The 23613-nt window shown below is 69.4% G+C and carries 23 protein-coding genes; 14 read left to right on the top strand and 9 right to left on the bottom strand.

Annotation, left to right across the window (positions count from 1 at the left end; translation table 11 throughout):
- Positions 1-11: 11 nt before the first annotated feature.
- The 4 genes from O7618_RS06000 (at position 12) to O7618_RS06015 (ending at position 6052) form a co-directional block, all read left to right on the top strand.
- Positions 12-770, top strand: a complete 759-nt coding sequence (locus O7618_RS06000; protein ID WP_254188902.1) for a carbohydrate ABC transporter permease — start codon at positions 12-14, stop codon at positions 768-770.
- Positions 767-2404: a glycoside hydrolase family 43 protein gene (locus tag O7618_RS06005; RefSeq protein ID WP_278104962.1), complete on the top strand. Its 1638-nt coding sequence runs from the start codon at positions 767-769 to the stop codon at positions 2402-2404. The genes O7618_RS06000 and O7618_RS06005 overlap by 4 nt, the downstream gene beginning before the upstream one ends.
- A 395-nt stretch (positions 2405-2799) precedes the next feature.
- Positions 2800-4806 carry an AbfB domain-containing protein gene (locus O7618_RS06010; protein WP_278104963.1) on the top strand — a complete coding sequence of 669 codons (2007 nt, stop codon included), beginning with the start codon at positions 2800-2802 and terminating at the stop codon, positions 4804-4806.
- A 49-nt stretch (positions 4807-4855) separates the two neighbouring features.
- Positions 4856-6052 carry an RICIN domain-containing protein gene (locus O7618_RS06015; RefSeq protein WP_216935602.1) on the top strand — a complete coding sequence of 399 codons (1197 nt, stop codon included), beginning with the start codon at positions 4856-4858 and terminating at the stop codon, positions 6050-6052.
- A 473-nt stretch (positions 6053-6525) separates the two neighbouring features.
- Here the strand turns inward: O7618_RS06015 and O7618_RS06020 are convergent, their stop codons facing one another.
- Positions 6526-8010 carry a low temperature requirement protein A gene (locus O7618_RS06020; protein WP_278104964.1) on the bottom strand — a complete coding sequence of 495 codons (1485 nt, stop codon included), beginning with the start codon at positions 8008-8010 and terminating at the stop codon, positions 6526-6528.
- Positions 8011-8021: 11 nt separating this feature from the next.
- Here O7618_RS06020 and O7618_RS06025 point away from each other — a divergent pair, with 11 nt between their 5' ends.
- Positions 8022-9095 (top strand): NAD(P)-dependent alcohol dehydrogenase, encoded by a 1074-nt coding sequence (locus O7618_RS06025; RefSeq protein WP_278104965.1) that lies wholly within the window; start codon positions 8022-8024, stop codon positions 9093-9095.
- Between the two features lie 66 nt (positions 9096-9161).
- Here O7618_RS06025 and O7618_RS06030 read toward each other — a convergent pair whose 3' ends face one another.
- Positions 9162-10037, bottom strand: a complete 876-nt coding sequence (locus O7618_RS06030; protein WP_278104966.1) for a helix-turn-helix transcriptional regulator — start codon at positions 10035-10037, stop codon at positions 9162-9164.
- A gap of 347 nt (positions 10038-10384) precedes the next feature.
- Between O7618_RS06030 and O7618_RS06035 the strand changes: the two genes are divergently transcribed.
- Genes O7618_RS06035 through O7618_RS06045 form a run of 3 tightly spaced genes read left to right on the top strand, consistent with a single transcriptional unit; the run spans position 10385 to position 12352 of the window.
- A complete protein-coding gene (locus tag O7618_RS06035) occupies positions 10385-10792 on the top strand; it encodes a cupin domain-containing protein (protein ID WP_216935595.1) in 408 nt (135 codons plus the stop codon).
- A 23-nt stretch (positions 10793-10815) separates the two neighbouring features.
- On the top strand, positions 10816-11463 hold the full coding sequence (locus O7618_RS06040) for a carboxymuconolactone decarboxylase family protein (RefSeq protein ID WP_278104967.1): 648 nt from the start codon (positions 10816-10818) through the stop codon (positions 11461-11463).
- Between the two features lie 34 nt (positions 11464-11497).
- A complete protein-coding gene (locus O7618_RS06045; protein WP_216935585.1) occupies positions 11498-12352 on the top strand; it encodes an aldo/keto reductase in 855 nt (284 codons plus the stop codon).
- A 327-nt stretch (positions 12353-12679) separates the two neighbouring features.
- Here the strand turns inward: O7618_RS06045 and soxR are convergent, their stop codons facing one another.
- The 4 genes from soxR to O7618_RS06065 all read right to left on the bottom strand — a co-directional run bounded on the left by soxR (position 12680) and on the right by O7618_RS06065 (position 15821).
- On the bottom strand, positions 12680-13204 hold the full coding sequence (gene soxR, locus O7618_RS06050; RefSeq protein WP_216935583.1) for a redox-sensitive transcriptional activator SoxR: 525 nt from the start codon (positions 13202-13204) through the stop codon (positions 12680-12682).
- A 61-nt stretch (positions 13205-13265) separates the two neighbouring features.
- Complete coding sequence (gene sodN / locus O7618_RS06055) at positions 13266-13670, bottom strand: superoxide dismutase, Ni (protein ID WP_216935580.1); 405 nt, start codon at positions 13668-13670, stop codon at positions 13266-13268.
- On the bottom strand, positions 13670-14155 hold the full coding sequence (locus O7618_RS06060; RefSeq protein WP_216935578.1) for a flavin reductase family protein: 486 nt from the start codon (positions 14153-14155) through the stop codon (positions 13670-13672). The genes sodN and O7618_RS06060 overlap by 1 nt, the downstream gene beginning before the upstream one ends.
- A 157-nt stretch (positions 14156-14312) precedes the next feature.
- Positions 14313-15821 (bottom strand): MFS transporter, encoded by a 1509-nt coding sequence (locus tag O7618_RS06065; protein WP_278104968.1) that lies wholly within the window; start codon positions 15819-15821, stop codon positions 14313-14315.
- Positions 15822-16013: 192 nt separating this feature from the next.
- Here O7618_RS06065 and O7618_RS06070 point away from each other — a divergent pair, with 192 nt between their 5' ends.
- Both O7618_RS06070 and O7618_RS06075 read left to right on the top strand, forming a co-directional pair.
- Positions 16014-16655: a TetR family transcriptional regulator gene (locus O7618_RS06070; RefSeq protein WP_216935576.1), complete on the top strand. Its 642-nt coding sequence runs from the start codon at positions 16014-16016 to the stop codon at positions 16653-16655.
- A 63-nt stretch (positions 16656-16718) separates the two neighbouring features.
- Positions 16719-17174 carry a MarR family transcriptional regulator gene (locus O7618_RS06075; RefSeq protein ID WP_278104969.1) on the top strand — a complete coding sequence of 152 codons (456 nt, stop codon included), beginning with the start codon at positions 16719-16721 and terminating at the stop codon, positions 17172-17174.
- Between the two features lie 128 nt (positions 17175-17302).
- Here the strand turns inward: O7618_RS06075 and O7618_RS06080 are convergent, their stop codons facing one another.
- Entirely contained in the window at positions 17303-18634 is a 1332-nt protein-coding gene (locus tag O7618_RS06080; RefSeq protein WP_278104970.1) for a radical SAM protein, read from the bottom strand.
- 317 nt (positions 18635-18951) lie between these two features.
- Between O7618_RS06080 and O7618_RS06085 the strand changes: the two genes are divergently transcribed.
- The 4 genes from O7618_RS06085 to O7618_RS06100 all read left to right on the top strand — a co-directional run bounded on the left by O7618_RS06085 (position 18952) and on the right by O7618_RS06100 (position 21927).
- On the top strand, positions 18952-20283 hold the full coding sequence (locus tag O7618_RS06085) for an FAD-dependent oxidoreductase (protein ID WP_278104971.1): 1332 nt from the start codon (positions 18952-18954) through the stop codon (positions 20281-20283).
- Between the two features lie 184 nt (positions 20284-20467).
- On the top strand, positions 20468-20710 hold the full coding sequence (locus O7618_RS06090) for a hypothetical protein (RefSeq protein WP_278104972.1): 243 nt from the start codon (positions 20468-20470) through the stop codon (positions 20708-20710).
- A 143-nt stretch (positions 20711-20853) separates the two neighbouring features.
- Positions 20854-21300 carry an acyl-CoA thioesterase gene (locus O7618_RS06095; RefSeq protein ID WP_278104973.1) on the top strand — a complete coding sequence of 149 codons (447 nt, stop codon included), beginning with the start codon at positions 20854-20856 and terminating at the stop codon, positions 21298-21300.
- Between the two features lie 3 nt (positions 21301-21303).
- Complete coding sequence (locus tag O7618_RS06100; protein WP_278104975.1) at positions 21304-21927, top strand: LysE family translocator; 624 nt, start codon at positions 21304-21306, stop codon at positions 21925-21927.
- A 52-nt stretch (positions 21928-21979) separates the two neighbouring features.
- Here O7618_RS06100 and tsaD read toward each other — a convergent pair whose 3' ends face one another.
- Together tsaD and def are read right to left on the bottom strand one after the other, a co-directional pair.
- Entirely contained in the window at positions 21980-23023 is a 1044-nt protein-coding gene (gene tsaD, locus O7618_RS06105) for a tRNA (adenosine(37)-N6)-threonylcarbamoyltransferase complex transferase subunit TsaD (RefSeq protein ID WP_278104976.1), read from the bottom strand.
- A gap of 3 nt (positions 23024-23026) precedes the next feature.
- Positions 23027-23542, bottom strand: coding sequence for a peptide deformylase (gene def, locus O7618_RS06110; protein WP_278109931.1), 516 nt, complete (start codon positions 23540-23542; stop codon positions 23027-23029).
- Positions 23543-23613 lie beyond the last annotated feature (71 nt).

The following is a 23613-nucleotide window of genomic DNA, read 5'->3' on the forward strand; positions in this document are numbered from 1 at the left end:
TGGTGGCCTCGATGTTCCCGCTCTACTGGACCTTCGTGGTCGCCAGCAACGACAACAGCGTCATCGGCAACACGACCCCACCGCTGACACCCGGTGGGCACCTGCTGGACAACATCGCCCGGGTCTTCGACAGCTCCGACTTCGGGGTGGCGCTGACCAACTCGTTCCTGGTCGCCACCTCCGTCGCGGTGGGCAACGTCTTCTTCGCCTCACTCGCCGGCTTCGCGTTCGCCCGCCTGCGCTTCCGGGGCCGCAACGCCCTGCTCGTGCTGGTCATCTCCACCATGATGGTGCCGACCCAACTCGGCATCATCCCGCTCTACCTGCTGATGACCGAGTTGGGCTGGACCGGTCGGCTGCAGGCGCTCATCGTCCCCGCGCTGGTCTCCGCGTTCGGTGTCTTCTGGATGCGACAGGCGGTCGAGGAGACCGTGCCGGCGGAACTCGTCGAGGCGGCCCGAGTCGACGGGTGCAGCCTGATCCGGGTGTTCTGGCACGTCGCGCTTCCGGCGATCCGGCCCGCCGCCGCAGTGCTGGGCCTGTTCACCTTCATGACGGCGTGGAACGACTTCTTCTGGCCGCTGGTGGTGCTCAACCCGGAGAACCCGACCGTCCAGGTGGCGTTGTCGGTGCTGGCCAGCGGCTACTACACCGACTACGCCCTGATGCTCACCGGCGCCACGCTAGGCGTGCTTCCGGTGCTCGTGGTCTTCGTCCTTCTGGCCCGACAGATCGTCGGCGGAATCATGCAGGGAGCGGTCAAGGGATGACGGAACTGCTCGCGCCCGGACGGCCCGGCCCCGCCGGCGAGGACACGGCTCTGATCCGCAACCCGGTGCTGCCCGGCTTCCACCCCGATCCGTCGATCCTGCGGGTCGGCGACGACTACTACCTCGCCACCTCCACCTTCGAGTGGTATCCGGGGGTACGAGTGCACCACTCCCGGGACCTGGTGCACTGGCGCCCGCTCGGTGGTGTGCTGACCGATCGGCGTCTGCTGGACCTGACCGGATGTCCGGACTCGGGCGGGGTGTGGGCACCCTGCCTGTCCCACGTCGACGGCGAGTTCCACCTGGTGTTCACCGACGTCGACTCGTACACCGGCGGGTTCTGGGACACCCCCAACTTCGTCACCACCGCACCGTCGATCGACGGGCCCTGGTCCGACCCGGCGCCGTTGCACGCCCGCGGCTTCGACCCCTCGCTGTTCCACGACGACGACGGCCGCAGTTGGCTGCTGTCCAACGCCTGCGACTGGCGGCCGGGCCGGTCCTGGGCCGGCGGGATCATCGCGCAGGAGTACGACCGACGCCGGCGTGTCCTGGTCGGCGAGCCGATCATCCTCTTCGACGGCACTCCGGCCGGCTTCACCGAGGGGCCGCATCTGTATCGCCGAGGGGACTGGTACTACCTCATCACCGCGGAGGGCGGCACCGGTTGGGAGCACCAGGTGACCGTGGCCCGCTCCCGCACGCTGACCGGCCCATATGTCGCCGATCCCGATGGACCGATGCTCACCTCGACCCACCGCCCGGATCTGCCGCTGCAGAAGGCCGGCCACGGCAGTCTGGTCGCCGCCCCGAACGACCAGTGGTATCTCGCGCACCTCACCGCGCGCCCGCTCGGCCGCCGGGGCGCCTGTGTCCTCGGTCGGGAAACCGCGCTGCAGCGCGTCGACTGGACGGTGCACGGCTGGCCGCGCGTCGAGGGCGGCATACCGCACGAGCGGGTTCCCGGCCCCCGGCTACCAGCAAGGCCGTGGCGGGAGGCGCCGCAGACCGACGACTTCGACGCCGGTCGGCTCGACCCGGCCTGGAGCACCCTGCGCCGGCCGCCGTCGCCGGACTGGCTGTCGCTGACCGCACGCCCCGGTCACCTGCGGCTCGCGGGCGGCCAGTCGCCGTCATCACGGCATCGGGTGAGTCTGGTCGCCCGGCGGATCGAGCACCCACGCGCCACCTTCTCGGCGGTGGTCGACTTCATCCCCCGCTCGTACCAGCACCTGGCCGGGCTGGTCGCCTACTACAACACCCGCAACTGGTACTACGCCCACCTCACCTGCCAGGACGGCGTCGGCGTGGTGGCGGACGTGCTGACCTGCCGACGTGGACGGTTGCGCCGTCTCGGCCGGCCGGTGCCGGTGCACGGGCCGGTCGAGCTGCACGTCGCGCTGGACGGGCCGGCACTGCGCTTCGCCCAGGGCGCGCCGGGGGCGGCGCCGATCTGGTGGCCGGACGTGTTCGACGCGACGATCCTCTCCGACGAGCACGCGACCGAGATCGTCGACGGGGTGCCCGAGGTGTGGGGCTTCACGGGTGCCTTCTTCGGTCTGTGGGTTCAGGACCTGACCGGCGGCGACGCGTACGCCGACTTCGACCGGACGACGTACCGGGCGGCGCGGTAGCGCGTCGGACGCGGTGGGGGTGACCCGTGGCGCCGTGCTGGGTCATGTTTCGAAAACACTGGTTCGGACATCGACGAGCATTGCATCCTGTCGATCGAAGCGTTGCCCTGGCGTTCCAGCCAGAACATCCTCGCGCGGGCTCCGGTCCGCCCGCCACCGGGCGGCGGGCGGACCGGAGCCGGCCGGCGGCTGCGATCCGCCGGGAGCGCGTACCACCACCGGGAGACACCATGACCACACGACGACAAGAGTTGCCCGGCCACACTGGCCCCGCGCCCGCACGAGCCCGGCCCGTCGGTCCCACATCCACGAGCCCGGTCCCGCGACGGCTCACCGGACGACGCCGCCGAGGGTGGGGAGACGGACCGGTCGGTGCCCGCGCATCCCGACTCGTCGTGGTCGCCGTCCTGACCCTCGCCGGCGTCGTCGCCGCGCTCGCCGCACCCGGGGCCGCCCGCCCGGCCGCGGCGGCTGGCGGGACACCCGTCGACGGTCAGGCCGCCCTCTATCCACGCGCGGTACGGCTTGCCAGCTCCGGCGCCGCGAACGGGCGGGTGATCCTCACCGTCACGCAGTTCCCGGCCGGCGGACCGGTCGCGGGCATCTACGAGAGCACCACCGACGGTCCCTTCCGCCGCGTCGGCACGGTCACCGACCCGGAGGCTCGGCGGGGCCTGTGCTGCACCACGCTGTTCGAGCTGCCGCGACCGCTCGGCGGGCTGCCCGCTGGCACCTTGCTCTGGGCGGGCAGCGTCGGTCAGGACGGCGGGTCCGACCGGCGCATGTCGATCCGCGTCTGGGCGAGCAACGACGTGGGCCGCACCTGGCGCTACCTGTCCACCGTCGCCCAGTCGGGCAACGCCGGCGGGCTGTGGGAACCGGAGTTCTTCCTCGACGCGGCCGGCCGCCTTGTCGCGCACCTCGCCGACGAGAGCCAGCCCGGCCGAAGCCAGGTCCTCGTGCAGTCGATCAGCACCGACGGGCTCACCTGGTCAACGCGGTCGCCGATCGTGACCGGACCGCAGCCGGGGCACCGCCCCGGCATGCCCGCCGTCCGCCGGATGCCCAACGGCACCTACCTGCTGGCGTACGAGGTGTGCGGCTTCGGCGGCCAGTACGACTGCGCGGTGCGCTCCCGCACCTCCGTGGACGGAACGACCTGGGGCGACCCGGCCCGGCTCGACCCCGTGGTCCAGACCGCGGACGGGCGCTACCTGACCGCCACCCCCACGCTCGCCACCACCGCGACCGGCCGTGTGCTGCTCGTCGCGCAGCGGGTCCGTAACGCCGACGGCACCGAGGCCGCCCTCAACGGCCGAGCGCTGTTCGTCAACCTGGACAACGGTCGAGGCTCCTGGTATCCGGCACCCGCTCCGGTGGCGGTGCCCGGCGCGCGTCCCGGCGTCTGCCCCAACTACAGCCCCACTCTGGTGCCATCCGCCGACGGCTCCGCACTGTTGCAGGTCAGCACCGATGACGCTGCCGACGGCACCTGTCGCGCCTACTCGGCCTCCGCGCTGCTGCCGCCGAGTTCGGCGCGCCCCGGACGCTTCGTCGGCGGCGCCGGAAGCTGCGTCGACGTCGCGGGCGGCGGCGCGGCCAACGGCGCCGCGGTGCAACTGTGGCAGTGCAACGACGCACCGGTGCAGCGGTGGACCCTGCGACCCGACGGATCGGTCGGCGCCCAGGGACGGTGCCTGGACGTGCCCGGGGCAGCATCCGGGGCCGGCACCAGACTGCAGATCTGGGACTGCAACGGCTCACCGGCCCAGCAGTGGCTGCGCCGCGGCGACGCACTGGTCAACCCGAACTCCGGCCGGTGCCTCGACGCACCCGGCGGCGCGACCGCCAACGGCACCCGCCTGCAACTGTGGGACTGCAACGGTCTCGCGCCACAACGCTTCCCGTTCGTCGCGGCGGTGGATCACCCACCGCAACTGCGTCCCGGAAGCACCGTCTCCCTGCGCGTCACCACACCCGGGTTCACCGACCGCTACCTGCGCCATCGGAACTTCCTCTCGGTGACGTCGGTGCTCGACGCCGGCGCCGCCGAGCCCGACCGACGCGACGCGACGTTCCGCGTCCAGTCAGGGCTGGCGGACCCGACCTGCGTCTCCCTGGCGGCCGTCAACGTCTCCGGCGCCTACCTGCGGCACCGCGACTTCCGGGTACGGCTGGACAGCTTCACCGACACCGCGCTGTTCCGCGCCGACGCCACCTTCTGCCCGGAGAGCACCCCGGGCGGAGTCCGCCTCCGCTCACTCAACCTGACCGACCGCTACCTGCGGCACTACGACGCCACCGGATACATCGCCGAGCCCGCAGGCGGCAACGCCTTCGACAACCCCGCCCACTTCGACGACGACACCGTCTGGCAGCCGACCGCCCCACTCGCTCCCTGAACCACCCGCGTTCCACCGCGACTGTCCACTTCTCACCGAGGAGGATCCATTGAACTGGCGATTCCGCCCACTCGCCGCCGCCGCCGCGCTGGTGGTCACCGCGGCCACCGCGCTGCTGGCGGTCAGCACGGCCCCGGCCAGCGCCGCGCCGCTGCTGTGCGACCAGTACGCCACCGCCCAGGTCCAGGGCGGTCGGTACATCGTGCAGAACAACCGCTGGGGTGCCAGCACCACCCAGTGCATCGACGTGTCGAACGCCGGCTTCACGGTGACCCGCGCCGACCACAACAACTCCACCAGTGGCCCGCCGGCCTCCTACCCGTCCATCTACGCCGGCTGCCACTACGGCGCCTGCACCGCCAACAGCGGCCTGCCGGCCCGGGTGGCCGGGTTGAACAACCCCAGGGCCACGTTCAACATCAGCACCCCCAACGCCGGCGAGTGGGACGCGGCCTTCGACCTGTGGTTCGACGCCAATCCCAACCCGGCCGGGCAGAACTACGGCGCCGAACTGATGATCTGGACCAACCACCGCGGCCGCCCACAACCCATCGGCAGCCGGGTCGCCACCGTCACCATCGAGGGCGGCACCTGGGACGTGTGGTTCGGCAACATCGGGTGGAACGTCATCTCCTACGTGCGGACCACGCCGAGCAACACGTTCGCCAACTTCAGCCTGAAGTCCTTCATCAACGACTCCGTCGGCCGTGGAAAGATCAACACGAACTGGTACATGACGAGCGTTCAGGCCGGCTTCGAGCCCTGGATCGGCGGCGCCGGCCTGGCCGTCAACCTCTTCGACTTCAACATCAACGGCAACGCCGCCGGGGGCGGTGGTGGCGGAGGCGGCGGTACCTCGGTCATCCGGGGGGTGGCCTCCAACCGGTGCGTCGACGTGGCCGGCTGGGGCAAGGCCGACGGGACCCCGGTGCAGCTCTACGACTGCTTCCCGAACAACGGCAACCAGCAGTGGCGTCGCGTCGGCAACACGTTCGTCAGCAACGACTCCGGCAAGTGCCTGGACGTCTCCGGTGGGCGCACCGCCAACGGTAGCGTTGTGCAACTCTGGTCCTGCCTGAACAACGGCGCTCAGCAATGGATACCGAACAGCGACGGGTCGATCGTGAACCCGAACTCGGGTAAGTGCCTCGACGCCACCGAGTTCGGAACGGCCAACGGCACCAGATTGCAGATCTGGGAATGTGGTCGGCCGCTGGGCGGCAACCAGCAGTGGCAGCTGGGCTGATGCCGGAAGCACACGCATCGACGACGAAAAGGGAGTAGGAGATCAGTCTGACGCTCGGGTTCCACGACCGCACCGGTGCTCGATCGGTGCGGTCGTGGCGGGGCCCCGGTCGACCTCCGGTGCAGGTGCCACCCGATAGCCTTGTACCGCCTCAACGGCATCTACCGACCGTTCATCGACGACAGGCCGCTGATCGAGGGCATGGGGGCGCGCGGTCGGACGGCGTAGTCCCGACGATCCGCAGTGGCACATCAGCGACCCGCTTCGACGACCTCGCAGAACGCATGTGGGCTCGCCTGGCATGACCCGAGCCGGCGGAAGCCCGCCGGGACGCGCCAGTTACACCTCGTGAGGTAGGCGAGGGTTTCAGCTACCACGGAGGGCTTCCGGTCTCCGTAGGGCCGGGGTCGGCAGGCTGCTGAGCTGATGTCATCAGCACGGGCTGATCGCCGTCGGCTTACGGCCGACCAGGATCAATGCGGCAACTGGCTGGAACGCGTCAGCTTGGTCGCGGCGATGATGAGAAGCGCTGCGGCTGTGAGCAGCGTCAGGTATGGCGGTGCGAGGGCGCCGGTTATCGCACCGGCCAGCGCCAGTGCGGTGGCGGCGATCAGCCAGGGCCGCGGGTTGCTCGGGGGAACCCTGCGCAGGTACCAGCCTTGGGCGAGGAGGAACAGGATCGAGCCACCGTACAGCAGCACGCTGATCGTGGCGGACGGCCGGCCGCGCGGATGTCGGATGATCATTTCTTGGGCGGCCGCGACGGCGATGAGCCCGGCCACCATGACGGTCAGGACGTTGCCGGCCATCCGGGTGGCCCGGTTCGGGTCGCCGGTCCGTTCGACGTGGTGTTGGACCAGCCGGCCCGGTCCGCCGAAAGCGAGCAACCACAGGGCGACGGTGACGAGCAGGGCGGCTGAGCCGGTGACCACGGTGAGTGGGGTCAGCGGCGTCGCGGTGAGGGCCAGCCCGGTGGACAGGACCGTGCCGCCGAGTGCGAGGAGCAGGAACAGGCGGCAGCGTTCCAGCATGTGTGCGCTCTCGGCCGTGGCGGCGTTTTCCGAGTGCAGGGTGCGCCCGGGGATCGGGTGCCCGAGCCAGGTGCCGAGCAGGTCGACCCCGGCGGCTGCGGCCCACCAGTAGAGGCGATGCGCGGGAGCCGCAACCGCGCCGATTGCCCACAGCGGTGCGCTGACGAGCAGCCACAGCAGCGTCCGCCGATAGTGGTCCCGCCAGATGTCGCCGGGCACGTTCAGCAGGGTCCAGAGGCCACGGCCGAGCTGCACGAGCAGGAACGGCGCGGCGAAGTCCCATCCCGAGCCGGTGAACGCGCGGGACACGGCGGCGGTCAGGAAGAGGCCGAAGAAGGTCACGGTCAGGACCATGGCGGTGGTTCGGGTGCGCTCGGTCCGTACGAGGGTCGCCTCCCAGCTGGTGAAGTACCACACGGTGAAGACCGCCAGCAACAGCACACCGGTCTCGCCCGCACCACGGATCGAAGGGTCTTCCCGCAGCCGAGTGGTGAGCTGGAAGATCGCGAACACGAAGACGAGGTCGAAGAACAACTCGACGGGGTCTACGGCGTACGTCTGCCGTTGCCGCGCGGTGCCGTCGGCGGTCTGGCCGGTTCCGGACAGTGGATCTCTCCTTTCCTGGAATCCGCTGCTCGGCTGGGCGCAGCCCAGGCCCGGTGTGCCGTGCGGGTGCCCTGGCCGGTGCGCTGCCCGCCACCGCTTTCCATCCCACCACATCCGCGATACGTAGCCGTCCTCGGACCGGTTGTTTCCTCCATCGGGTGGGCAACCAGGCGAGTTCCCCCGGTGGTGTGAAGATTTCCCGAGGCAACGACGACGCCGCCCCGTCCGACCACGCTGTTCGGTAGAGCCCGGCCCATCGGGCCGCCGGTAGGTGATGGCGCTCCGCGCTCGGGCGTTCCCCGAATCCGTGACCGTCAGCAAGGAGCATTCTCATGGCGTCGAACATCGGATGGGCCACCGCGGGTGCGGCAGAACCGCTGGCGTCTGTGCCGTTCGATCGTGGCCCGGTGGGCCCCGAGGACGTGCGCATTGCCATCGCCTTCTGCGGGGTCTGTCACTCCGACATCCACCAGGCCCGTGACGAATTCGGAGGCGGCCTCGCCACCAACTTTCCCTGCCTGCCGGGACATGAGATCGCCGGGACGGTGAGCGAGGTCGGCGAACGTGTGCAGCGGCATGCCGTCGGCGACCGGGTGGGCGTGGGCTGCATGGTGTATTGGGGGTCCGAGGACCAGCGCGGCGCCGTGGACGAGCAGTATCAGGTTCCGCCGCCGGTGTACACCTACAACACCAGGGATCCAGACAGCGGGCAGGTGACCTTCGGCGGCTACTCCGACGAGATCGTGGTGAACGAGCACTTCGTGTTGCGGATTCCGGACTCTCTGTCGTTGGAGCGGGCCGCGCCGATGCTGTGCGCCGGCGTCACCACCTGGTCACCACTCAAGCGCTGGAATGTCGGTGACGGCCAGGTGGTCGCGGTCGCCGGCGTCGGCGGGCTGGGTCACATGGCGATCCAGCTCGCGAAGGCGCGTGGCGCGGCGAAGGTCATCGCGTTGACCACCACTGCCGCCAAACGCGACGACGCGGTGCGCCTGGGCGCCGACGAGGTCATCGTCATGCCCGACAGCGACGCCGTCACCGCACGTCAGGCGTCGGTCGACTTCCTGCTGTCGACCATCCCCACACCCTTCGACATGAAGCCGTACCTGTCACTGGTCAAGCACGACGGCGCCTTCGTCACCGTCGGGATGCTCGAACCCAGCCTGCCCCAGGCCATCGACTTCGGGATCGTCTCGATGCTGCGCGTCAGCGTCGCCGGCTCGCTGATCGGCAGCATCGCCGAGACCCAGGAGGTGCTCGACTTCTGCGCGGAGCACCGGATCGCCGCCGACGTGGAGGTCATCACCGCCGACCGTATCAACGAGGCCTTCGACAACGTGGTCGCCAAGAAGGCCCGGTTCCGCTATGTCATCGACAACTCGACCATTCGCTCAGCGGCTACCTAGTCCATTCGGGGGCCGGCCGGGCCGACAGGCCCCGAGCACGCCGGCTCCGTGGCGGAGGGTTGACGCTCATTCGCCGTCGGATCCGCGGAGGGCCGGATCATTGGTCGACGCGGCCCAGCTCGACAGGAGACGTAGGGCGTCGGCGGTCGGGGTGCCGGGTGCGGCGCTGTAGGCGGTGAGGGTGAGTCCCGGGTCGGCGGGCATCGGCATGGCCTCGAAGTTGAGGTCGAGGAGTCCCACCACCGGGTGACGGAACGTCTTGATGCCGGTGTGGTGCAGGCGGACGTTGTGCGCTCCCCAGCGGGTGCGGAATTCCTCGCTGCGGGTGGCGAGTTCGCCGACGAGATTGCTCAGATCCTTGTCGTAGGGATCCCGGCCGGCTTCGGTGCGTAACAGCGCCACGGTGGTGTCGGCGGCCGCCTCCCAGTTCGGGTAGAGCTGTCGGGCCTGCGGGTCGAGGAAGCAGAACCGGGCCAGGTTCACCGGTCGGACCCGCGTCTGGAAGGCCGGCAGGTAGAGCGCCTCGGCGAGGTGGTTGGCCGCGACGATGTCGAGGCGCCCGTTGCGGACGAAAGCGGGCGCGTCGGTCATTGCCTCGAGCAGATGCAGGGTGGCGGGGCGGATCTGTCTGGTGGGGCGCCGGCGTACCCGGGGGTTGGTGCTGGCGGCGCGGGCGAGGTCGTACAGGTGGGAGCGCTCCGCCTCGTCCAGCTGCAGGGCCCGGCACAGGGCGTCCAGCACGCTGTCGGAGACGCCGGACAGGTTCCCGCGTTCGAGGCGGGTGTAGTAGTCGGGGCTGACCCCGGCGAGCATGGCCACCTCGGCGCGACGCAGGCCCGGTACGCGGCGGCTGCCGCCGAAGTCCGGCAGCCCGGCCCGTTCGGGCGTGATCCTGGCGCGGCGGGTCGCGAGAAAATCCCGAACGTCGGCTCTGTTGTCCACCCCTGCGACGGTACGGGCTCGACCACCCGTCAACGAGGCTCTGTCATGACCTGTCCTGCCGGACGCCCCGGACGCCGGCGTCCCGCCGGAGGTCCAGTTCCCATCCCGCCCGAGGGCTGCACCCCTGGTACCCGCAACCGAATGAGTTGAGCGGAGCGGCCGACACACGGCAGGGCGAAGCAGAATCGCTGCGGCCTGATGGGGGCACTGTCATGACCTGTTTCGACAACCCCTCCCACGGGCACCCGGTAGCGGCTTACATGGTGACGTGAACCTGCCCGCTGATCGCTCGTTGGTCACCAAAATGCATAACCTGTTCGCCTTCGTGGCTTCTGAGGAGAACTGACATGGAACTTCAGCCCGTACGGCAGACCGCGAAGGCGCCCGCCCAGTCGTTCATCGGCGACGTGTACCTGACCCCGATCTACAACGGCACCGGGCCGTCGCGGATGACTGTCGCGCTGGTGCGGTTCGTTCCCGGGGCGCGGACCAACTGGCACTCCCACGCCGTCGGCCAGACTCTGCACGTGACCGAGGGGGTCGGCCTGGTCGGCACGCGTGACGGCTCGGTGGTGCGGATCCACGCCGGCGAGACGGTGGTCTGCCCACCCGGTGAGGAGCACTGGCACGGCGCCGCCGCCGACACGTTCATGAGTCACCTGGCCATGCTCGAAATGGCTGCGGAGGGCGGTGACCCGACGACCTGGCTGGAGCCGGTCACCGCAGAGGTCTACGAGCAGGCCAACAAGCAGTGACGTCGCACGGAGAGAGTCGATCGATGGCGAACGGATCCGAGCTGAGCCCGCGGCGGCAGGCGACCGCGGCGATCGCGGCCTTCACCGCCACCGGCCAGCTGCCGCAGCTGCGTGACGCCCTGGCCGACGGTCTGGACACCGGGCTGACGGTCACCGAGATCAACGAAATTCTGGTGCAGATGTACGCCTACGCGGGGTTTCCGCGTGCCCTCAACGGCCTTGGCGCGTTCATGGCGCTGCTTCAGGAGCGCCGCGACAGCGGCATCGACGACCCGGCCGGCGAGCCGCCGACCCCGTTGCCCGCCGGCACCGACATGCTCGCGCTGGGCACCGAGAACCAGACCCGGCTCTCCGGTCGACCGGTGACGGGGCCCCTGTTCGACTTCGCCCCCGCGATCGACGAGTTCCTCAAGGCGCACCTGTTCGGCGACATCTTCGCCCGCGACACCCTCGACTGGCAGAGCCGCGAGGTCGCCACCGTCGCCGCCCTGGCCACCCTCGATGGCGTCGAGAGCCAGTTGAGGTCACACCTCGGCATCGCGCTCAACGCCGGGCTGAGCCCGGCGGACCTGCACGGCCTCGTCGCGACGCTGCGCTCCCGCGTCGGCCAAGCCGCGTCCGACCGGGCCGGTGACCTGCTCGACCAGGTCCTGGCCGGCAGCGACGACTGAGAACCGTCACCGCAACCGAAGGAAGACAGAGATCATGACTTTCCACGAGACGTACACGTTGTCCAACGGCGTGGTCATCCCCAAGCTGGGGCTGGGCACCTGGTTCATCGACGACGACAAGGCGGCCCAAGCCGTCCGCAACGCCATCGAGGTCGGCTACCGCAACATCGACACTGCACAGGCCTACGGCAACGAACGCGGCGTCGGCGAGGGCGTACGCACCAGCGGCACCTCCCGCGACGAGCTGTTCGTGTCCACCAAGCTCGCCGCCGAGATCAAGAACTACGACGACGCGGCAGCGGCCATCGACGGCTCCCTGCAGACGCTGGGCCTGGACCACATCGATCTGATGCTGATCCACGCCCCGCAGCCGTGGAACGACTTCCGCGGCGGCGACTACGCCGAGGGCAACCGCGAAGCCTGGCGTGCCCTGGAGGACGGGCTCCGTGCGGGCAAGCTCCGCTCCATCGGGGTGTCGAACTTCCTGCAACAGGACCTGGATAACATCCTCGCGTCGTGCACCATCGCGCCGCAGGTGAACCAGATGCTCGTCCACGTCGGCAACACCCCGACCGAACTGATGACCTACTGCGAGAGCAGGAACATCCTCGTCGAGGCGTACTCGCCGATCGCCCACGGTGAGATGCTCAAGAACGCCGACGTCGCCGCGGTGGCGGAGAAGTACGGCGTGAGCGTGCCGCAACTGTGCATCCGCTACACCATTCAGTTGGGCACCGTCTCGCTGCCCAAGACCGCCAACCCCGAACACATGCGCAGCAACGCCCAGCTCGACTTCGTCATCTCTGACGACGACATGGACCTGCTGCGAAACATGGTCCAGCGCGACTACGGCGAGCACAGCGTCTTCCCCGTCTACAGCGGCAGGTAACCACCGCCGGCCGGTCCGACCGCGAGCCTCTGGTGCCCCGATCGGCTGCCGCTGGTGCCCAGCGCGCTGGTCGGGGGTCCGTCGCGGCGGGGGCACATCCTGTCGGTGTTGGTGGTGTTCACGACGCGGCTGGCGTCGCTGCCGGCCATTTGCCGCGGTTGTGGGGGCCGGCGCGCACGACGCGACTGCTGTGCTGCATGGATGGAACATCGCGGTGCTGCTCACCAACGCGTTCTCGGTGACCGGCGCCGCTGCCGTGGTGGTCGCCCGCCAGGATGCCGCAACCCGGAATCAGGCGACATCGGCACCGTGATCTCTCTCCCGGAGTCATCTGCGAGAGTCGTCGAGGCGCACCGGACCAGGGCCGCGTGCGCGGAGTCCGTCGCCGGGGTTGAGAAGGTTGCAGGCCTTCATCGAGAGACATCCGCATCCTATGCAGCCGACCAGCTCGTGTTCGAGGTTTTCGAGGTAGCGCCGCCGATTCTCCAGCTGGCGTTTCCACGACCTGGAGACGCGTTGCCAGTCGTCTTGCGTCGGCGGGCGGTCGCAGGGGAGGGAGGCGAATACGTCAGCGACCTCGGTGAGGTGGATCCCGAGGCGTTTGGCGACGAGGATGAGCGAGATCCTGCGGAGCATGTGCCGCCGGTACAGGCGCCGATTGCCGCTACTGCGCTCGGCGGTGATGAGGCCTCTGCTCTCGTAGAACCGCAGAGCGGATGCGGCCACACCGGTACGAGCGATGACCTCCGCCATGGTGAGACGATCGTCGGGGCTGGCGTCGTTACCGGATATGGCGAGTTTGCTGGTAGGCGGCGGCGAGGTGAGTGCTGACGTTAGGGTGTGCGACGGCATCCGGCCTCCTGAACGGGTTGTGCGGAACCGGGTACGCCGACGCGTACCCGGTTCCCGTGGCTCACGCCTGTTTGGTCTGCCAGAAGATCGTGGAGATCTCCTCGACCTTCGCGAGCAGTTGCTCGGCGACGGCGGGGTCCGCGGATCCCTTCGCGCCGCCGGCGCCAGCCAGCTTGGTGGCCTCGTTGAGCAGGGTGTGTAGCTGGGGGTACGTCGCGAAGTGGGGTGCCTTGAAGTAGTCCGTCCACAGCACCCAGAGGTGGTGCTTGACCAGTTCGGCGCGCTGCTCCTTGATGATCAGAGCGCGGGCGCGGAACGCCGGATCCTGGCTGGCCTGGTACTTCTCGCAGATCGCTCTGAGCGACTCGGCTTCGATGCGGGCCTGCGCGGGGTCGTAGATGCCGCACGGCAGGTCGCAGTGGGCGCTGACGGTGGTGCGCGGGCGCAGGAGGCGTGGCAGTCGCATCAGATTCCTTCGCTGGATGGTGAGATGACGAAATTCCTGTGGTGATAGATCAGCCGCCCGTCGGGCGGCCCGTGAAAGACCTCGGCCACGGAGGCGACGACGAGCGTCGCGTCGCCCACGCTTATCCGTTGCAGTGGCATGACGCGAAGCGCGGCGAGGGCACTGGGGAGCATCGGTTCCCCCGACGGCAGAATTCTCCAGCCCTGGTCCGGGGTGAAGTGTCGACCGTCGGCGTGGGAGAAGTCCTGAGCCAGATCGGCATGTTTGGGTCCCAAGAGGTGCACGACGAAGCTGGGCGCTTGCAGCAGAACCCTCGCCGTCCGCGTTGCCATGAGGGAGAAGGACAGCGTTGGTGGTGCCACCGACACGGACGCGACGCTGGAGGCGGTCAGCCCGACCGGCCCGTGGGGACCAGCCGCAGAGATGACGGCGACTCCCGTGGGGTACCGGCGGAAAGCCTCCTTGAACCGCTCGCTCAATGGCACTTCCTTTCTTCCTGCTCCCGGGCGAGACGCTAAAACCTCAACCGCGCTTCATGTCAAACGCACCCCCAAGGCGCCTTTCGAGCTGTTGCCGAGGTGGTGAGCCGCACGTCAGTTCGAGGTGCGGTCCGCGACCGACCGGGGGATCGGGGCGCCACACTCAGCCCATGTGCACAGCCGAAGCCGCCTTGGCGCCGTGCTGTGCCTTGGCGTTCAGGGCTGTCAACGTGATCACCAGAGCGATGATCAGCAGGCCCGACGCGGCGGCGAACGCCACCGTGTAGCCGTGTGTCAACGCGTCGGAAGCCTGCTGGATCAGGCCCCTGTCGCCGGTGGCCACGCCCTGGAAGAACGCGCCGTCGGCGTGGGGCAGTTGATCGTCGGCGGCGCTGGTCGACAACGTCGCCAGCACCGCCAGGCCCACGGCACCACCGATCTGCTGCGTGGTGTTGAGCACCGCCGAGGCGATCCCGGCGTCTGTGCTGGTCACCCCCGAGACCGCGCCGAGGGTCATCGGCAGGAAGCTCGCGCCCAGGCCGACCGCAGTGACGAACATGGCCGGCATCAGGTGGGTGGCGTACGAGGACGACGGCTCCAGCAGGCTGAACCACAGCATGCCGCCCGCCGCCAGGACAAGGCCGGGCGCGGCGATCGCACGCGGCGGGAACCGGCCGACCAGCCGGGAACCCAGACCCGCCGACAGGCCCATGCCGAGACTGAACGGCAGGTACGCAAACCCGGCGCGGACCGGACTGTAGCCGTGCACCTGCTGCAGGTACAGCGACAGGAAATAGAACGTCGCGAACATGGCAGCACCGATGAGCAGCATCGTCGCGTACGATCCGGCCCGGTTGCGGTCGCGCAGCAGCCGTAGCGGCAGGATCGGGTGGCTGTTGCGCCGCTGGGTCCGCAGGAACACCGCCAACAGGACCGCTGCGATGACGAACATCCCGATCGTCACGTTGTCGTTCCAGCCGCGGTCACCACCCTGCGTGATCGCGTACACCAGAGCCACCAGGCCGCCGGTACCGAGCACGGCTCCCCGCACGTCGAGCTCGCCGTGCGACTTCTCGCCGCTGGCCACCACCCTGGTGCCGATCAACACCGCCAGCCCGATCGGCACGTTGACGAACATCACCCAACGCCACGAGAGATAGTCCGTGAGGACCCCGCCCAGCAGCAGACCGACGGTCGAGCCGATACCGGACATGGCGGCGTACACGCCCATCGCACGGTTACGCGGCGCGCCCTCGGCGAACGTGGTCGCGATCAAGGACAGCGCGGTCGGGGCGATCACGGCAGCGCCGAGACCCTGCAGAACCCGGGCGGCGATGAGCAGCTCGGCGTTCGGCGCGAGTCCGCCCAGTAGTGACGCGAAGCTGAAGACGACCAAGCCGACCCGGAACACCCGGCGCCGGCCGTAGAGGTCACCGGCCCGGCCCCCGAGCAGCAGCAGGCCGCCGAAGGCGAGCACGTACGAGTTGACGATCCAGGAAAGACCGGAGGCCGAGACCTCAAGGTCTTCCTGGATGCTCGGTAGCGCGATGTTCGTGATGGTGCCGTCGAGCACGACCATCAGCTGTGCTGCGGCGATCACGACGAGCGCCAGGCCCGGATGTGCGGTCGCGGACCCCGCCGAGACTCGCTCGGTACGCACGGGCACCGTCATTCTCACCCTCCGAAAAGTAGACAGTCGTTGAGAAACTTTGGTCAGCGTAGCCGGGCGGTTGGGGCGGCCCGTAGGCGAGTGCCACACCTCACTCCCGTGGCCGTGACACAGCCCGCCGGGTCGGTGGACGGCACTTTGTCTGGCAAATCAGCCCAGGTACGATCGACGTGCCGAGGTGAGAAGGAGTGCCAGATGAGCCGGGCGCAGGCGGACGGTCCCTCGCCCCCCGGGATCCTCTCGGAAGCGACCGCGCAGCGGCCGGAGCGCAAGGGCGAGCGCACCAAGCGCCGCATCCTCGCCACGGCACGACGAGTGTTCGCCGAAGTCGGTTACGAGCGCGCCACCATTCGGGCGATAGCCGCCGCCGCCGACGTCGACAAGTCCTCGGTCATCCAGTACTTCGGTACCAAACAGCGGCTCTTCCGCGAGGCCGTGCACTGGCGCATCCCGCTGCGCGAGCTCACGACCGGCGACCCTGTGCAGAGCACCGACAACTATCTGAGAGCCATGCTCAGTAGCTGGGCCGCCGACCCGAACAGTCCGATGGCGGTGCTCCTACGGGCCAGCATGACCAGCGACGAAGCCGCCGGGATCCTGCGTGACCACGTCACCGCCGAAGCCGTCGACGTCATGGCCGACACCATCACCGCCGCGGAGCCGCGGCTGCGCGCCGCCCTGGCTGGCGCCATGATGATGGGAATCGCCGCCCAGCGCTACGTGCTCCGCATGCCCGACCTGGCGGACGCGGATCTCGACGATGTCCTGCGCGTGGTCGCGCCGGCCATGCGTGCCATCATCGCGCCGGACTCCTGCATCGGCGCTGACGGCGAATGAACGTCGGTTACCACCGTCGAAAATTTTCTCAACGCCCGTCTACTTCCAGGTAGACTCGGTCCCATGGCTGCTGTACCCGCCGGGGATTCGGAGCACCGTTGCGGGCCGCTGCTCGATCACCTGGCCCGGTGGATCTGGCTGCGTGCCGAGCCGGCGCTGACTCCGTTCCATCTCCGGCCACGGCATCTTGTCGCGCTGACCATGATCCGCGCCGGCGGCGGAATCAGTCAGCAGGCCCTGGCCAGGACGCTGGCGATGGACGGGACGAATATCGTGGGGCTGCTCAACGAGCTGGAAAGCGGTGGCCTCACCAAGCGGATGCGCTCACCGCAGGACCGTCGTCGGCACCTGGTCGAGCTGACCCCACTCGGGGTCGAGCGCCTCCGGGATGCGGAGGGCGCCATGGCCACCGCCGAGGACGAGGTGCTCGTGGCCCTGGCGCCCGTCGAGCGCGAGAGGCTCTACCACCTACTCCGGCGGGCCTCCACCGCGGTCGACGAGGAGTTGACCGCACGCTGATCGGACCGACAGTTGGCGCCAGATGGCCCCGCCAGCGGCCCGCGCAAGTTTTGCCGCGTCTGTCGTCAGACCGACCACCAAACCGATCCGCTCTCTCGTGCGCGACCTGTCGCCGCCGACGTCGGAGGCTATCCGTTCACGGCTGCACCGGCTGCGGAGTCGGCGGGCAGGCTGTCCATGAACGAGCTCACCGAGAAGACCGCCCGCCCGGGACCAGCGGGGCCGTACCCGGGCGGACTGGACAGGCCGTTGGCCTCCATGGTCGCCCGGTAGGTCTCCAACAGCCGGATGTGGTACTCCAAAGGTGCGCCCTGAGGGTTGGTCCGGCCGAGCGGGGTGGTCGGCTCCGGGCACCAGGTGGTGAATCGCGGGGTGATCCCGCGGGACATGAAGTACTGCAGGCCCTCGGTGGTCGATTCGATTGCCTCGTCCACCGTGGTGAAGCCGTGCGGGGCGGCCATCTCGACGCCGGCGACGAAGTTCGGGATGACGTTGCGTGGTCCGAAGACCTCGGCGGAGTCGAGGATGCGGCGGTGCCACTCCTCGCGGCCCACGTACCGCTCCTTGCCGGGGCAGTAGAGTTCGAAGAGTCGCTTGTCCCACACCTCGTAGTTGGGGTGGTAGATCCGGATCCCGTAGTCGTGGAAGCGCTGTACGTCGGCCCGCGGCAGGGCTTGGGCGACCACCTTGCCGACCCACCGGCCCGGGAACCGCTCCTCGATCGCCTGGGCGTAACGGCCGTAGAAGTCGGCCTCGGCCAGCCCGTCGACCTTCGAGGTGATGCTGCCGCCGGTCAGTGTGTACGCCTGTGAGGCGCGTGCCGTGTCGTGCTTGTCGATGATTGCCAGCGCTTCGAGGACCTCGTCGACCGGCTTGACCCCGGTGTACGGGCGGCCGGCCTGCTTGTGCTGACGCCAGTTGTGGTTGATGTCGCAGTACTGGCACTCCTCTTTGGCGCCGAAGTACTGGCAGACCCGGAAGGCGGTCAGGTAGATGAGGTAACCCCACTGGATCGTGGGGGCGACCTCCATCACCGACTTGCCGTTGGCGAGCGTGTGCCGGTAGTAGTCAGGCATCGGGGGCAGGCCCACCTCGGCGATCGCCCGCCCGTCGAGGAGCAGCATGAGCCGTCCGTCGTCGTCGGGCTTGACCCGGTAGGGCGAGTCGGGGTTTGTGCGGACCGACACGACGGTCCGGCGCAGGTCGTACGGCCCCCCGGTGAGCACGATCTCCTCCGGCGGCCGACGCAACGCGGCGGCGCCCAGCTCGGGCAGTGTCCGGTGGTCGAACGAGAAGATGAAGTACGACTTCGGCTTGACCTCACCGTGTTCGTTGTCGGTCAACGCCGAGTCGTCGAAGGCCAGTCCTCCGCGCAGCAGGTCCTCCTTGATCACCGCCTCACGCGGCACATCAGGAAAGCGTCCCATCAGGTCTTCGATGAGGTCCGTACGAGACTGCATGCGTTGCTCCTTCTCGACGGCCGACGAATGTTTGGCGGCGGGTCAGCCGTCCGTCATTCGCTCCATGCAACACCCGCCCGGACCGGTGCGGCAACGAGGGCCGCGCTACCGGCGGCGTAAGTGTGAGCAGAGTCTCCCTTCATTGACCTGAAGTCCGGTTGAGTTCCTAGCTTTGCGGCGAACCGACACTCCCGCCGCCTCCGAGTCTTGATGAAAAGGCGCGAAGAGTGCTGCATATCTGCGTACGACAAGCGGCTCTTCGCAATCCTGAGTATCCGGCTGGTACACGAACAGAGGGAACAGCCATGGACCGATCCGTGCGGGTCGCCATCGTAGGAGCCGGCCCGGCTGGCATCTACACCGCGGACATCCTCACCAGAGCCGTCCCGACGGCGACCGTCGACATCTTCGACCGCCTGCCCACGCCGTACGGCTTGATCCGGTACGGCGTCGCGCCCGACCACCCACGGATCAAGGAGATCATCACCGCACTACACCACGTGCTGGACGACCCGCGGATCCGTTTCATCGGCAACGTCGACTACGGCGTGGACGTCAAGCCGGAGGAGCTTGACCAGTTCTACGACGCGACAGTCATCGCCACCGGCGCCGACAAGGATCGTGAGCTGGCGATCCCGGGTATCGATCTGCCGGGCAGTTTCGGTGCCGCGGACTTCGTCTCCTGGTACGACGGGCACCCCGACGTGCCCCGCGACTGGCCGCTGACCGCGACCAGGGTAGCGGTGATCGGCGCCGGCAACGTGGCGGTGGACGTAGCCCGGGTCCTCGCGAAGACCGCTGACGAGCTACTCGAGACCGAGATCCCGGACAACGTGCACCAGCGCTTGATGACCAGCCCGGTCACCGACGTGCACCTGTTCTCTCGCCGTGGGCCCGGCCAGGTGAAGTTCACGCCGCAGGAACTGCGCGAGCTCGACGAGTCGCCGAATGTCGAGGTGATCGTGCACCCGGAGGGCATGGAGTTCGACGAGGGCAGCCTGGCCAGGATCCGCGCCAAGCGTTCGGTCAAGATGTGCGTCGACATCCTGCAGAACTGGGCCGCGCGTACACCAACCGCACGCACACGCAACCTGCACCTGCACTTCCTCGAGGCGCCGGTGGAGATCCTGGGTCAGGGCCGGGTGACCGGCTTGCGCACCGAGACGCAGGAGCTGACCGGCGACGGCTCGGTGCGCGGCACCGGCGTGTACACCGACTGGGACGTCCAAGCCGTCTACCGGGCGATCGGCTACCTCAGCCGCCCCATCGCCGACCTGCCGTTCGACGCAGCTACCGGGACGGTTCCGCACGACGCCGGTCGCGTTCTCGGCCTCGACGGCGACCGGATCCCCGGTAGGTACGTGAGCGGCTGGATCAAGCGTGGCCCGGTCGGACTGATCGGCCACACGAAGAAAGATGCGAGTGAGACCGTCGCGAGCCTGCTTGCCGATCTGCCCGGCAAGCAGACGGCGAGCACCCACCCGGCCGACATGCTAGCCCACCTCGCCCGACGTGGTATCACCCACACCACGTGGGCGGGCTGGCAGCAGCTGGACCGCCACGAGATCGAGCTCGGCCGCCCGCACGGGCGCACTCGAGTGAAAGTCGTCCCCCGACAGGACATGATCGACATCAGCAGCGTGCGCTGAGAGTCACATCGCCCGCGCAGTCGAACCCGGCGGCACCCCTCAGCTTCCTCGGCCGCTGCCGTCCCGGCTCTCGACGGAGCGGGTGTGCGACGGATACCCGGTGCCACGGACGGCCACGGGCCGGCCGCCGGAGCTGGTGATCGGCGACCAGCGGTGGAAACCACTGAGTCGCACCCTCATAGTCGTGCTGAAAGGCAGTCTCGTGAACGCTCGGCAGCCGATCGACGATCTGATCGTGCAACGGCGCATCGCCACGGCAATACGGGCAATTCGCGCGGCCGAGGAGTGCAGCCTCCAGCGAGCGCTTGACGTGTTCTACGAACGGTACGACTTCCTGCGGCGAACCAGGGCCCATGACTTCACGGTCTCCCACGAGGAGTACTGGCAGGGCGTCTACAGGGCCGGACAGTGGGATGTCCCATCCTGATCGCATGAACTAACATGGTCTTTACCTCTGCGGCATGAGCGAAAATTCGTCGACCACCTATCGCCACTCCTGCGCCAGCCGGCAGCAGGTAACCACCGCTCCATCAAAGCGGGGGGAACTCACACCTGACCCTGTCGCAGATCATGGACCAGCACCACACCAACCTGATGGGTACGGTGCACGGCGGCCGGATCCTCAACCTGATCGACTCGGTCGCCGGGGTCGTCGCCGCCCGCCACTCCGACGGCCCGGCGGTCACCGCAGCCATCGACGAGACCGCCTTCCTACGCGCGGTCCGCGTCGGTGACGTGGTCCACGTCGACGCGCGGATCACCTGGGCCGGCCGCAGCTCGATGGAGGTGGCGGTGAAGGTCAGCGCGGACCGCTGGGACCGCGCGGTGCCCCCGGTCGACGTGGCCACGGCACACCTGGTGATGGTGGCCGTCGACGACCACGGCGACCCCCGCGCGGTCCCACCGCTGCTGCCGCAGACCGACGGGGACCGGCGACGCTACCGGGAGGCGCAGATCCGACGGGAGCACCGGCTGGCGCTGCGCCGGGCCCTGCTCGACGGCGCCGGGGAGGGCTGAACGGTGCTCGGACTGTCCGTTGCGGCGCTCGCCGGCTATCTCGCCGCGATCGTCGTCCTCATGGTCACGCCCGGCCCGGACATGATGTTCGTGCTGGCCAACGCCACCCGCTACGGCGCCCGATCCGGGGTCGTCGCCGCGCTCGGCGTCGCCGCCGGGGAAGCCGTGCACGTCGCCGCGGTGGTCGGGGGACTGGCCACGGTGATCAGCGCGTCACCGGTCCTGTTCACCGCCATCCGATGGGCCGGCGCCGCGTATCTGATCGTCCTGGGGGTCCGGGCCGCGTGTCGGCGCGATCCGGTCACCGCCGACGATCCGGACCGCGGCGCGTCGCCCGGGCGGGCCTTCCTGCGTGGACTGGTGACGAACCTGCTCAATCCGAAGATGATCCTGTTCAGCGTGGCGTTCCTGCCCCAGTTCGTCGATCCCGCCGCCGGTGACGCCACGGCGCAGCTCGTCCTGCTCGGCGCCCTGTTCGTCGCCGTGCAACTCGCCGTCGACGTCACCCTCGGCGCGGGCGCCGGCAGGCTCGCCTACCGGTTGGCCGACCAGCGGTGGTCGCGGCGGATCAACCGGCTCTGCGCGGTCGCGTTCATCGCACTCGGCGTCCGGCTGGCCGTTGGCTGACATGCCGTCACCGGGTGGGGCGGCGCTCACGCCGACTACCTGAGCGTCGTGCTCACCAGTGCCGGCCGGCGCACGGGATCGTGGCGCGGGTCAGGGCGGCGTTCGGGTCGGCGCCGAGGATCAGTGGTGAGGGCGCGACGTCGGCGCGGACGAGGAGGTCGCCGATGGCGGCGATCATGGCGCCGTTGTCGGTGCAGAGTCGGGGTGCGGGCACGCGCAGGGTGATGCCGGCGGCGTGACAGCGCTGTTGGGCGAGGGCGCGCACGCGGCTGTTGGCGGCGACGCCGCCGACGAGCAGCAGGGTGTCGATGTCGTGGTCGCGGCAGGCGGCGACGGCTTTGCGGGTGAGTGTGTCGGCGACGGCTTCCTGGAAGGAGGCGGCGATGTCGGCGACGGGCAGGGGGCCGTGGTGGCGTTCGGTCCAGCGGGCGACGGCGGTTTTCAGGCCGGAGAAGGAGAACCGGTAGGGCGGGTCACCGGGTGCGGTCATGGGGCGGGGGAAGGCGATCGCGGTGGGGTCGCCGTGGCGGGCGGCGGCGTCGATTGCCGGGCCGCCGGGGTACGGCAGGCCGAGCAGGCGGGCGACCTTGTCGAAGGCTTCACCGGCGGCGTCGTCGGCGGTGTCGCCGAGGTGGACGACTGGGTCGCGGGCGAGGTCGCCGAGAAGTAGGAGGCTGGTGTGGCCGCCGGAGACGATCAGGGCGACGCTGCGCGCGGGTAGCGGGCCGTGGTCGAGGATGTCGACGGCGGCGTGGCCGGCGAGGTGGTGCACGCCGTAGAGCGGGACACCGAGGGTGAGGGCGTAGGCCTTGCCGGCGGCGAGGCCCACCTGTACGGCGGTGGCGAGACCGGGGCCGGCGGTGGCGGCGACGGCGTCGATGTCGGCGAAGCCGAGGCCGGCGCGGTCGAGGGCGTGGCGGACCATCGGGGTGATGGCGTGCAGGTGGGCGCGGGCGGCGATCTCGGGGACGACGCCGCCGAAGCGGGCGTGTTCGTCCATGCTGGTGGCGAGGGCGTCGCCGAGCAGGACGCCGTCGGCGACGATGCCGACTCCGGTCTCGTCGCAGGACGTCTCGATGCCGAGGACGACCGGCACCGCTCAGGCCTGCCCGACGCCGGCGCCGACGCCGGGGTGTTCGGCCGCGGCGGCGAGCAGTCGCTTGCGGGTGCGGGCGGGGAGCCGGTCGACGTAGGCGAGGCCGTCGAGGTGGTCGACCTCGTGTTGCAGGCAGCGCGCGAGGGTGCCGGTGCCGTCGATGCGCACGGGCTGCCCGTGCAGGTCGACGCCGGTGACGGCGGCGGTGGCCGGGCGGGTGACCTCGGCGTACTGGCCGGGTACGGAGAGGCAGCCCTCGCTGTCGGTGGCGAGGTCCCGCTGGTCGGGTAGGTGCAGGACCGGGTTGATCACGTGGGCGGTCGTGTGGGCGCCGGTGGCGTCGGGGCAGTCGAGGACGAAGATCCGGGCGTCGACGCCGATCTGGTTGGCGGCCAGCCCGACGCCGTGGGCGGCGTGCATGCTGGCGAACATGTCCGCGACGAGCTGGGCGAGGGCGTCGTCGAAGACGGTCACCTCGGCGCAGCGGCGGTGCAGCACCGGGGTGCCGTATCGGGTGATGGGTCGTGGGGTGCCGGTCGAGGTCTGCACAGTTGCTCATACTATGCAATTGCCAAGACTTTGCAGCAAGG

The organism is Micromonospora sp. WMMD980 (assembly GCF_029626035.1).
In the GTDB taxonomy this organism is placed as follows: domain Bacteria; phylum Actinomycetota; class Actinomycetes; order Mycobacteriales; family Micromonosporaceae; genus Micromonospora.